The organism is Rhodococcus tukisamuensis NBRC 100609, assembly GCF_001894985.1.
In the GTDB taxonomy this organism is placed as follows: domain Bacteria; phylum Actinomycetota; class Actinomycetes; order Mycobacteriales; family Mycobacteriaceae; genus Rhodococcus_G; species Rhodococcus_G tukisamuensis.
This window is the reverse complement of the sequence record NZ_BCXG01000011.1, coordinates 22134-34162: the sequence shown is the minus strand read 5'-3', so window position 1 is coordinate 34162 and position 12029 is coordinate 22134. Positions and strand designations below refer to the sequence as shown.

Annotated in this window: 8 protein-coding genes; 4 read left to right on the top strand and 4 right to left on the bottom strand. The window is 62.0% G+C overall.

Annotated elements, in window-relative coordinates:
- Window positions 1–2: 2 nt before the first annotated feature.
- A complete protein-coding gene (locus RT2_RS13725) occupies window positions 3–926 on the bottom strand; it encodes a glycosyltransferase family 2 protein (RefSeq protein ID WP_072845354.1) in 924 nt (307 codons plus the stop codon).
- 42 nt (window positions 927–968) lie between these two features.
- Window positions 969–2537 (bottom strand): oligosaccharide flippase family protein, encoded by a 1569-nt coding sequence (locus RT2_RS13720; RefSeq protein WP_072845353.1) that lies wholly within the window; start codon window positions 2535–2537, stop codon window positions 969–971.
- Between the two features lie 312 nt (window positions 2538–2849).
- Here RT2_RS13720 and RT2_RS13715 point away from each other — a divergent pair, with 312 nt between their 5' ends.
- The 3 genes from RT2_RS13715 (at window position 2850) to RT2_RS13705 (ending at window position 6745) form a co-directional block, all read left to right on the top strand.
- A complete protein-coding gene (locus RT2_RS13715; RefSeq protein ID WP_245709468.1) occupies window positions 2850–3686 on the top strand; it encodes a glycosyltransferase in 837 nt (278 codons plus the stop codon).
- Between the two features lie 435 nt (window positions 3687–4121).
- Window positions 4122–4703, top strand: a complete 582-nt coding sequence (locus RT2_RS13710) for a polysaccharide deacetylase family protein (RefSeq protein ID WP_245709469.1) — start codon at window positions 4122–4124, stop codon at window positions 4701–4703.
- Window positions 4704–5254: 551 nt separating this feature from the next.
- A complete protein-coding gene (locus RT2_RS13705) occupies window positions 5255–6745 on the top strand; it encodes a hypothetical protein (protein WP_072845351.1) in 1491 nt (496 codons plus the stop codon).
- 66 nt (window positions 6746–6811) lie between these two features.
- Here the strand turns inward: RT2_RS13705 and RT2_RS13700 are convergent, their stop codons facing one another.
- Complete coding sequence (locus tag RT2_RS13700; RefSeq protein ID WP_245709470.1) at window positions 6812–8035, bottom strand: glycosyltransferase family protein; 1224 nt, start codon at window positions 8033–8035, stop codon at window positions 6812–6814.
- A 339-nt stretch (window positions 8036–8374) separates the two neighbouring features.
- On the opposite strand from RT2_RS13700, the gene RT2_RS13695 reads away from it, so the two are divergent.
- Entirely contained in the window at window positions 8375–9361 is a 987-nt protein-coding gene (locus RT2_RS13695) for a hypothetical protein (RefSeq protein ID WP_072845349.1), read from the top strand.
- A 735-nt stretch (window positions 9362–10096) separates the two neighbouring features.
- Here the strand turns inward: RT2_RS13695 and RT2_RS13690 are convergent.
- Window positions 10097–11398: a glycosyltransferase 87 family protein gene (locus RT2_RS13690; protein ID WP_083577371.1), complete on the bottom strand. Its 1302-nt coding sequence runs from the start codon at window positions 11396–11398 to the stop codon at window positions 10097–10099.
- Window positions 11399–12029 lie beyond the last annotated feature (631 nt).

The following is a 12029-nucleotide window of genomic DNA, read 5'->3' as shown; positions in this document are numbered from 1 at the left end:
AGTCACATATCCAGGCTGGCATTATTCGAAGATGGATCCGCGTTCAATGACTGGCGTATGTGTCGTCCCAGTTGCTTGTACTTCATGGGTCGAATCTCGGCCGGCGCCAGCTGTGCGCGCACTCCCTTCTTCAGTACGGAAATGATCCATTGCCGCCGGGCCTTGATTCTGATTCGGCGCTCCAAATCGCGATTGCGAGCCAGCCCGGACAAGGTCCAAAGCCGGTCCAGCCAAGCCTCGTCGTTCTTGGCGAAGAGCGCCGTCAAAGTTCCTTCATTCTGGACTCTCACGGACAATTCTGAGTCGACCCAAGCCGCGTCGGATCGCGCGAGTATCCGAAGCCATAATTCGATGTCAGCCGAGTATCGCAGTTCGGAACTAAACCCCCCAACCTCCATAAGTGTCGACCGTCGGACCATTACAGAGGTTGGCTCGCCAATCCAGTTGCCGTTCGATCCTTTGTTCACGTACTTCCGGATGATGTTCGTTCCGTCATTGACGTACTCGAGGGGTTCGAGTTGAGTATGGAGTGTTCCGAAGAGCTCTATCCATTTTTCGTCGGAGGATTCAATTCGCCTGCGCGCAAACGCCAAGCCGACCCTGGGATCGTCGAAGGCAGGGACCAGGCGACTGAGGCAATCAGGCAGAAGCCGATCGTCACTGTGGAGGAACTGGATCAAGTCGCCGCTCGCGTGCTGGATGCAACGATTATGGTTTGCGCTGGGGCCGATGTTTTCCGCGTTTCTTAGGGCGCGAATCCGGGGATCCTTGTAGGCCATCACGCGATCAAATGTTGAGTCTGTGGATGCGTTATCGATAACGAGGCATTCGAAATCGCTATAAGACTGTTGAAGCGCGCTCGCCAGGCACGTATCTATTGTCCGCTCGCAGTTGTAGGCGGGGACGCAGACTGTCACTCTAGGCATAGCGCGTAGTCCTTCGCATCTCTCTTAGTTGTTCCGGCCCGGTCACGAGCGCCAAGGAGGCGCATCGACTCCGGCCTGCCGTAGCCGTTTGGCCGCCATCAATGGCCATGTCGTGGCAAGGACAAGAATTCGTTTATCGGCCAGCCTTCCGGGGAACAATTGCAGCAACTGCGGGCCGACGACCGCGACATATACGACCAACCCAACCAGCCCGCCGACCGCAAGTTTCGCCAGCGGATTGGTCAACCCCTCGGTGGCAACAAGCGCGACACCGGCAGCTGCGACTGCTGCCAGCGCCGGTCTCGAGAGAGCACGCAGGATCACACCGATGCCGGCGCCTGTAGCCCGTCTTATTGCGACCGCGTACGCAGGCATGGTTACGAGGAGGATGGCGAGAATGTGTCCGACCCCGACGCCGACCAGTCCGCCAACGCGGACGCCCACAATCAGGATCGGGACGAGCACAACCAGAACGGTCGCCTGCACAACGAACATTGTTATGGTTTTTCCCGACGCAATCATGATGTTGTCGAACAGCTTCCCGAGAACGTATAGCACCCCATACGCTGCGAGCACACTCAGGACAGGCGCCGCAGTGAGCCATTTTCCCCCGTAGACGGTTTCGATTAGCGGATGTGCGAAGGCAAACGTGAATCCACCAATAGGGCACGCCACGAGTGCCACGGTTCGAACAGCCCGCGAGACAGTCGAACGTAGGTCTCCATCATCGCGGCGCACGGCCGAGAATGCGGGCAACACGACTTGGTCCATGACTGCACCAAGGGCGGCAGTAGGCCATAAACAGATGTTGAATGCGAGCATGTAATAGCCCAAGTCGGCCGTAGACATTGCACGGCCGATTATCAGGATATCGACGTTCAGCACCAGTTGGGACAGCAGTGAACCCACCGCCGCCGGAACTCCGAAGCGGAGCAGCGGTCCGACAAACTGAGCCTCCCAACCCGGACGATATCGTGTATCCAGTGACAGCACCATCGTCAAACCGATCGCGAGACCCGCAGCAACCCGAGACCAAGCGAACGCCTCCGCGCCGTGAATCATGGTTGCGAGTGGCAGCAAGGTTGCACTACCGAAAACGAACCCGATCACATTCGCGCGAAATGCCACCTCCTGTCGAAACGCCCGCTGGATCTGCGCGGCAGGAACTGCAGACATCACTTGAATTACGACGACGACTGCAAGGATTCGAATTGGCCTCACTGCCTCAGGCGCTTGGAATGCTGAGGCGATGGGCCCGGCTGCGAGGGCCATCGAGGCAGCGACTACGCAACTGCTACAAAGCGTTACTGTGGTGACAGTTGGTCCGAGCCTGTCCGCATCGAGATCCAAGCGTCCAATGGCTGACGTGACTCCCCACGCGGCGAAACAGGCAACGAATCCATGAACAGCGAGTGCCAGCGCGTACACGCCCAGCTCTTCTGGGGCAATGATTCGGGCCGCAATGGCCATGACAAGGATATTGCTGAACCGGACGACGATCGCGCTTGCCCCGGTCCATAATGCGGCTCGTAGCGCGCGATGAGCGAGAGAGGCACCTGCTCGCTGCGGGTCAGATTGGACTCCCGGCAGCGCCGCGCGTTCGTGTGTCATCGCATCCGATCGCTCCCTACCGTCTGAGCACTCCCTGCGTTTCGCCAGCGCCGATTTCGCCCCGCCCGAGCGGCAGCTGCGACGACGACATCAGGCCGCATCGTTCTGAACGATCAGGCCGCATCTTTCTGAACGGTCGTGGCCGGTTGCATAATAGGCAAGTATCTCATCTCTACTGCACTTGTGCGAGGGTCTCCGGTAGATGAAAGGTGTGGATCGGACATGCAACCCATGGGTGGTCCGACGGATCCCGATAGCACCACGAAACCGCGCCCAGTGGAAGGGCATTCGGGGCGACTCCAGCGAGGTGCCGTGATCGTCCCCGCGTACAATGAGGAAGCGGTGATCAGACGCACCCTGACTCCGCTGGGGCAGGCCGCGATTGACGGTTTCATCGAGCTGATCGTCGTGTGCAACGGCTGCACCGACAACACCGCCGACGTTGCGCGAAGTATCCTGGGCGTCCGGGTAGTTGAGCTGGTGCAGGGGTCGAAGCCGGCCGCACTCAACGCTGGCGACGAAGCGGCCACGTTATGGCCGCGGCTGTATCTGGACGCTGACATTCAAGTATCCGCTACCGCGGTGCTTGAGGTCCTCGACCGGCTCTGTCAGGGCGACGCCTTGGCGGCCCGTCCCGAATCCGCGTACGACATTGACGGTGCCAGCGCGTTAGTGCGGTGCTATTACCGGGCACGCCAGCGGATTCCGCAGCGCAAGCTTGCGATGTGGGGTGCGGGGGTCTACGGACTCAGCGAAGAGGGTCACCAGCGATTCGGTGTCTTTCCGATGATCACGGGCGATGATCTATTCGTCGACACCCAGTTCGACGCCGACGAGAAGGCCGTGGTTGCCACCGATCCGGTGGTGGTGACAACGCCCGCCGACACCAAGAGCCTGCTCGCGATCCTGCGTCGTAGCCACCGAGGTACTGCCGAGCTGTCGGCTGGCGGGCACGGACAGGCCGCGGGGATGCGGGATACAGGCCTGGACACGGCGGTTGCGGTTGTGCGCACGATCCGCGGTCCTCGATCTGCGATCGATACAGCGGTGTACTTCGGTATGGCCGTTGCCAAACGGTGGACTGGGCGTCAGCTGCAAGTCTGGGAGCGAGACGAGAGTAGTCGGCGGCTCGCGGGGCCACACGATTAGATGCCAGCCCGTGATGCCGCTCCATCGAGCACCGTCTGCGGGGCGCACCCCCCATCGATGCAGGTGGTCGGTACGCATCGACTGCAGTTCGGAAACCCTTGTGCTGGAAGAGGATACTGCGTCGATTGGCGGCATCGGTGACGTATAGAGGCGAGCTACGACGCTGAACACGCACGCTGGAGTCGCATCAGGGCTCAGTGAACCATCATCTTAACGACCTTTGCTGAGATTCGGATGGACGTACAGTTTGTGGGTAGGCGACGATGTGGCGTGCCTGCGGAGCGGTCACGTCAGCAACCCAGCGAAAGCGGTGATTCCTTGTCTGTCGGTTCATCTCGAGGGGCCGCCGTCAGGCCGCGCTCGGTAGTCAACATCACAGTCCATGGGATCGGTCCTCCCGGCCGCGAACTCGACCCGGGCGAGGACCAAACCTGGGTGAGTATCGCGCAGTTCGAGCGACTGCTCGACGCGGTCGCGGGACGGTCTGATGTCCGGATCACTTTCGACGACGGAAACGTCTCCGATGTGGAGGTTGCGCTACCCCGGCTTGTGGAGCGGGGCCTTGTTGCGGAGTTTTTCCTGCTCGCAGGCACATTGGGCGACCGTGGGCGGGTCGACCACACCGACGTCCGCGCGCTGCTGGACGCCGGCATGGCGATCGGGTCGCACGGCTGGGCCCACCGGGACTGGCGGCGGATCAACAACGAGCAGGCGCGCAGGGAGCTGGACGACGCTCACCGGGTGCTCGGTGAGCTCACTGGTCGCCCCGTGTCGCGGGTGGCAATCCCGTTCGGCTCGTACGACCGGCACGTGCTTCGTCGGCTGCGGTCGGCCGGAGTGACCCGGGCGTACTCGAGCGACGGCGGACGTGCCCGGCCAGACACCTGGCTTCAGGCACGGACCAGTCTGCGACACGACATGGACGCCGCCTGGATCGCTCGGTTGCTCGACCCCAACACGTCATTGACCCGACGGGCCCGCGGTTGCGCCGCGCGGGTGATCAAGCGCCTGCGATGATGAGTGTGTCCGGTTGCGGCAGGACAGGCATGGCCGGCCAGATGAGCGTGGCGGCGGTGATCGTGACCTCAAAAACAACCTCTGACCAGGAGGTTTCGCTTCTACATTCTGCATCGGCGACTGTGGTCGCCGCGCACTTCGGCATTCGCGCGTGTTACATTGGTGATTCCCAGTCTTCGATCTCGCGTACGCAAGGCTGTCTCCCAGGCGAGCCCTGCTGCGCGAACTAGTCGATACGACGCAGGGGCTTGGCATCCGTCGGATCGAGGTGATCCGGGACATCGTCACGTGGAGCAGCAACCCGGCGGATTCTGCACCGAGCCCGCTTCACCGTTCGCGATGCCGCCGATGCGTCACCGTTCGCCCCAAGGCTGCGCGGTGCCAGGCGGTCCGCCCTTACTACGTCGGACCAGAAGGAAGTCCGTTCATGAAGGTGAGCGTCTCCGGACTGGGCTGCGTGCCCAGCGAACCACTCAGATGCAGTTGCCCCCGGTGGCACGCGGGGTGCAATCGCGACGAGCATCAACACGACGCTTCCCGGTGAGGTCTGTATGAGAGTCTGGCACAGACCGATCGCCCTCGTTGCCTCGATCCTCGCGCTGGCTGGCGTGCTTCCGGCGTGCGCCGCGCCCGCAGTCGTGAACGTGCAGCGCGCAAACCAGATCTCGCAGTACGGCATTACCTGGAGATTCGACCGCGACTACCCAGTCGGCCAGTTCGTCAACGGCGACTGGTGGGTCGTCGGACCGGCAACGGTGGTCTCGGTGACCCCGGGGCCGAGCACCGCGCCACCGAACGAGGTGAACACGCTCGACGTCAACGAATGGGGCGACACCGGCCTACGGGACGACAAGGAGCGGCGGAATGGCTCAATGGTGGTGATGAGCCTAGGCCCGGCGCAAGGCTACGACTCGCGCGGGATCACCTATGAGCGAAACGTATCCGTCACTTTCCCCTATGTGTTGCCCGCCGACCGCTCCCTCATCTCCTCGATCAGCGAGGTCACGGTCCCGAACACAGTGATGCAGGCGGACCTGATGTGGGAGTCCGAGAAGGAGTCCCCCAACGTGATGAAGGCGGCCGCGGTGCTGACCAGCCTGTCCGAGGCGCCGCCAGCGGACGCCTTCCGTCCCGCCTATGTTGGAGCCAATAAGCAGATCTTCCGCGCCTCGAGCCTGCGCTGGGATCTGCTTCAGAACCTGCCGGTGGACGCCACGCGGTACCCGGTTCCGCCGTTCGACCAGTACGCGCGCTACCTCGAGCGCCCATGGATCGATCACCTCAACGGCGCATGGGAGGGGAATTGGCTCGTGCCTGTCGACAACCAGCCTCCCTATGGGCGAGAAGTTGCTCGTATTGTGGGCACGGCGTCGCTCCTGCTCAACATGAATGCCACTCAGGATGAAAAGCGCCGCCTGCTCTACGGGCTCGTCCAATACGGCATCGACCTGCACGGGATGGTCCAGCTAGGAGCGGTGTTCAACGAAGGCGGCGGTATTACGAGCGGACGCAAGTGGCCCATCGTGTTTGCCGGTCTGATGCTCGACGACCCGTCCTTCGCCCCCTCGGCGCAGAGCTCCGTCTTTCACGAGGACGCCCAGACCTACTACGGCCAGGGCTGGTACGGCCAGAAGGCGCTCTGGCAGATAGTGATGCACCACGGCACACAGCAGCCCTACCAGGAAAAGCCGCCGGGCGCCTGGGACGAGTGGGACAAAACATCCGAGGAGTATCGGACCTGCTGCACCGTGCGCGCTTGGGTCGGCGAGGGACTTGCAGCGATGCTTATGGGCGCCAAGGCCGAGTGGAACCACAACGCCTTCTTCGACAACATCGAAGACTGGATGCGAAAGACCGACCTGTATGCCGACAATCGCAAGGGCTACCCGCGTCCGCCGGAGGAGACCACGACGTTCGACCCGTTCGTCGACGTCTTTTGGACGCTCCATCGAGGTGACGTTCCGGCGCAACCCGACGGGCCATCCGATCGCAAATGGGACGTCAACCAGAGCGGTGACATGAAGTGGAAGTGGGAGAGGTAGGCCAGGGACGAAAATCTGGGGATCGGCCGCATCCCCGTCGCACCGTTGCGGCGTGGGTCAGAAGGCTCATCGTGTCTCTGGTATCGCCCGCTCGATCGATGCCGCCAACTCCTCCAGTTCGCGCCGGCGGCTCTCCATCGCCTTGGTCTCCTTCAGGTCCGCAATGGAGAGAATCTGGCCCCACCGGTGCACATGGTCGTGCCGTCGGAGGGAGTTCACCACGTTGGTATTGCTGATCCGCTCGAGACGGCTGGGATCGGCGTCCAACTCAGCGATGACGTTGGCGACGTCACCAGAATTCAACGGAACAGGGATGACCGAGTCTTGCCAACCGAAGTACTCGTCGAACGAGGCGTTGCGCGGCACATCGCCGACGAGGACTGCCCCGGCGGCGGCGCCTTCGAAATAACGCGAGCCCAACTCCTGCTGGCCACCAGTGCGCTCGATGTCGTGCCATCTCGCGGCGGTCACCAGGAAGAACCGAGAGCGCTTGATCATGTCCCTCAGGCGACTGCGGTGCTCGACGTGGCTGGAGACGCGACAGTTACCCACCGTGTCGTACATGTAGTACCAGTCGCCCGCGTCCGCCATGCGGAGCAGCGCCCTGTGAGTCTCGGGAGGGCGACTACGTCCCATCGCGTAAACGTCGATGACCCGCTTCGGGGCGCCTGGATATGGGCAGAACTGGAGGGTGTCCGTGGAGGGGGCCAGATAGTGGCATGGACGGCCCGTGGCCGAGGCGAGCGGTTCGACCGTGTCGCGAAGGGGAACAAGGATGTGGTCGAAGCGTTTGAGGATCTTCAGGAGGCTCCCCAAACCAGTCACATCGGCTGCATAGAGTTCGTCGATATAGCACATCGAGACGCGGGCCGTCGAGCGCCACATCGCGCATGGACCAAGGTTGTACAGGTCGAGGACTGACTGGGTGCTCACGAAAAGCAGCTCATAGTTGCGCGCGAGGCCGGAAGGACGCCGCCGCAGGTATGTAAGAGCGACCATCCCCTCGAGCTTCACCGACAGCCGCCGAAATAACTTCGCCGCCAGCCGTGCAAGAGTGCGGATGCCGTTCTGCGCGGGTGTGTCAGCGCAGTCGGGATCCGGCGTGTCCGCGGGAGCGATCACGTCCACGGCGTCCATCACACCGATGAGGTCCTCGAATTCGTACCGCAAGCACCGAGAGATGACCGGAGCAATGTCTCGGGTCGATACGCAGAGAACGCGCGGATCCGGTGCTTTCGAACTGAGCCGGTACTTCCTCATCTCATATCGCTTCCTCTTGTCATCGCGCACTTCGTCGGCACCTGATCATGCGAGTTGCGCTGGCGAACTTTCGTCACGGCGGAACCGGCTCGGCATCGACCTCGTCGGGTAGACGATGGTGTGCATCTACGTTAGGCGCGTCGACTGATCTTATTGCGGCACTTCATGAATCGTATGCCGTTGGCGTTGACCCATCATGGCTGCGGACGTAGTGTGGGTAGCGGCCAACTCGCCAGCATGTGCCCGGCTTCCAACGCAAGGGCGCGCTGGGTGAGTACCGCGATGTCGCATGGCTTTGTCCAGCGGCTCGGTAGTTCGGCAACGCCTCGGCGTCGGTATACGACTTGCGAGGGCGGAGGGGAGAGCAACATGAACTATCGGGTCGGCGACTGGGTGGAAGTGCTTGGCCCGGAGGAAATTCTGCAGACATTGGACGACACCGGAGCCCTGGACGCCATGCCGTTCATGCCCGAGATGCTGCAGTTTGCTGGTAAACGCCTCAGAATTTCCGCTTCCGCTCACAAGGCCTGCGACACCATCGATTCATATCGGAACCGTGGAGTCGAAGATTCGGTCCATCTGGGGGTTCGTTGCGACGGCAGCGCTCATGGGGGCTGTCAGGCGGGCTGTCTGCTGTACTGGAAGACAACGTGGCTGAAACCGGCAGCCGGTCCGACGCCCCAGAACGGGCCGGTGACAAGCCGACCGAGCGGGGTCGATACATCGGTTGTCGATCGGGCCACTAGAGCGTTTGGACCCGACCCGAGCGATCGAGAGGTGCGGTATTCCTGCCAGGCGACGCGATTGGTCGAGGCGAGTTCGCCGCTGAGGAGGACTGACGTCCGCCAGTACTGGAAGGACTTCGCCTCCGGCAACGTGTCCCTGTGGGCGATGAGCCGATACCTGCCACTCGCTGTGTACAACACGCTGGTTTCGAAGCTCGGGCACGGCAGGAAGATTCCGTCCGTCAAGGGGCTGGCGGGACAAATAACACCCAGCGAGGTGCTCGATCTGCAGCCCGGTGAGCTCGTGGAAGTGAAGTCCGCGGACGAGATAATGCGGACGCTGAATGCCAAGAGCGGCAACAGGGGCTTGTATTTTGACGAAGAGATGCTGCCGTTTTGCGGAAAGCGATATCGGGTAAAGCAGCGAGTCGACCGGCTCATCGACGAAAGAGCCGGCGTCATGATGACGATGAAGACCCCGGGGATCGTCCTCGAGGACGTGGTGTGCATGGGCTGCTATCATCCAGCGCGCCTTTTTTGCCCACGCGGCATCTACCCATATTGGCGCGAGATCTGGCTCAAACGGGTTGAGGAAGCAGGGCGGCCAGCTTCGAATGATTCGCCGAACTGAATCCTGACCCTTGATTCACCGTCGTTTGATCCACCCGTCGTGGCCTGGGAGTCGGTGGTCAAACTGGTCGTGACTGTCGTTGGGCTGGTGGAACCGTCCCGGGTTTATGCACACTGCGGTTACTTGCGTGCGGCCGGTTGGTCGGCACCGAGTGACGATGCACCAGCCGGCTGGTGTTGATCGTGGTCTCTGCCAACACGTTGTCGTACACGCATCGCCTATCGACCCGATCGAGGGTTGCAGCCCCTGCAGGAACAGCGTTTCCCCGAACCGGATCGCAGTGTATTGGGCGGATTCAACGGGTCGTCGCGAAGAAAGACTTTGCAGCCTTGAGGACTTCGACTGCCTTCTCCAGCTCCGCGTTCTTGCGGCGCAGCCTCCGAAGCTCGACTTCGGCCTCGGACAACCCTGCTGTGGCGGCGCCGTCTCCGGCAGAGGCCTCGGTCCGCCTGATCCAAGCGATCCGGGCGGGGGACGTTGACAGGTGGGTGCGCAGCGTCCCTGCCGGGGCGCGGGCAGGCCTGCCTGAAGCGGCGACGCCGTCCGCGCGGATCTCGCGCGGATCTGCGGGTTCATCCTCGCGTGACGACGCTCGCCGCGTGCCGACGCTCGCCTAAATTGGGATCTGGCGTAATCTCTGTGAAGGAGTTGCGACGTTTGATCCCGTGAAGAAGTTGCGGCGCTTGATCATTCGAGGTGGCACCCCTGGAAATCAACAACTACGGTGCCCTGGAACTACGGCGCACTGGGCGGGGTTCGGAGCTGTTCTGGCGAGACGGCGCCCGATGCCGTCACCTCTTTGTGGGAAAAGACCCACCCCGCCATAGCGAGGAGAGCTAGGCCGACAGAAACATACGTCGTAGTAATAAGCGCCACAACGGGATTACGGCTACCTTCGTTCCACATATGGCCGGCTGGCGACAGCACGGACGTCGGGTGAACGACACCGGGAGAGTATTCGAGCGGCCACGTCAGATACACGGCTACAGGCAGCAGGAGTGCTCCCGCGATCAGCGGGTTCGTCCTGCGTATCTGGAGGGCAACCGCGCCCAGCCAGACCCCTACCGGCACCATCCACACCCAGTGCTCGTGCCAACTGACGGGGGATATCAGCACGCCGGTGATAGCGCATGCCAGCACTCCAGCCAGGGGCTCGCCCACCCGATGCGCTCTAACAGCGACAGCTAGACCGCCGATCCCGATTGCCAGGGCAAGCGCAAACCAAACGATCTTTCCGCTGTCGCCGAAGAACCTCAGAGCGACCCCGTTGACCGACTGATTCGTCACGTCGTCAAGGGAGAATGGACTGATCAGATACTCGGCATTGGCGAATGTCCCGTCAATCCAGTACCTCAGGGAGTCTGACGGCGCAATCAAGAACCCGAGTCCGGTCAGCCCCAGAGCAGTGACGGTCGCCACGAGTGCGGCGCGAAATCGTCGGATCAGCAAGAGGTAGACGATGAATATCGCGGGCGTGAGCTTTACCGCCGTGGCAATGCCGATCAGGATTCCCGCAGGTACGGTTCGCCGCCGTGAGCTCCACGCAGAGTCGGCCAGCACCAAGAGCATCACGAGAATGTTGATCTGGCCTACATTGAGTGTGTCAAAGACAGGTTGCAGCCACATTGCGCAACCCGTTACTCCTAGCGAGACTCCAACGAGTCCGGCGTTTCGCTCGAGACCGATCAGCCGAAGCGTCAGCCAGACGACGGCCCACAACGCGAGGATTCCCACCATCAGGTGGATCACCTGGACGGCGCCGAACGGGAGATGCGAAAGCGGGCCGAATACCAGGAGTGTCACTGGCGGATAGATGAAGCGGGACCCGTCGCCATGCAGTCTCAAATCGTAGACAGGCAGTCCGTGCGCGAAGCCGTCCCCGCCCATCAGGTAACAGGCAAGATCGTATCCGTCGAAGCCGACCACGTGCATGTTCAGGAAGAAGGCCGCAGCTGACACGACGAAGACGGCGATACCTGGCACCACCAATACAGGCGGTAGGGTTCTGGTCAACAGGTTTGCGCGGGATTGCAGCATCTGACAAGCCTCCACCAATCGAATGATGCCCGCTCGACCCCGACGTACCCGCCCCCGTGGTGCGCGCACCAGTACGTGCGACGCCCCCCGAATGTCGGACTGCAGGTTCGATCGAGTTCAGTAGTCGATACCCGGCCATTAACGCGAACCGTGGACATCACTACTGCTGTCGAATCACCGCCGATGGATGCGAAATATATTGGCAGTCTACGGCACCCGCCCTGGGGTGATCAAGATCGCCTCGGTCGCATCGCTGACGGCCTTTAGGGAGTCGGACGGTTCCGCGGTCGTGCAAGTGCTCGACGTACCGCACGCGGTTCACGGCCAACAGTGCCGCCAACGCAGGGGACGTCCCCGATCCGCCACCACGGTGCTGCACGACCGCCGCCGGTTCGAACAACACTCGGTCGCCACCGTCGCGGAGGCTGCGAAGGAACTCAGTCTCCTCCGAATAGAGGAAGTAGTCCTCGTTCCAATCTCCAGCCGCTTCCTCGACGTCCGCACGGATAAGCAGCGCGGCGCCGGTGGGCCAGTCGACAGAATGGGCCGCAAGGTACTTCGATTGGCGTAGCACCGTTTCGGACAGCCTCTTGGGGGCGGCCGACCATGTTCCGCCCCATCAGGGCATCCC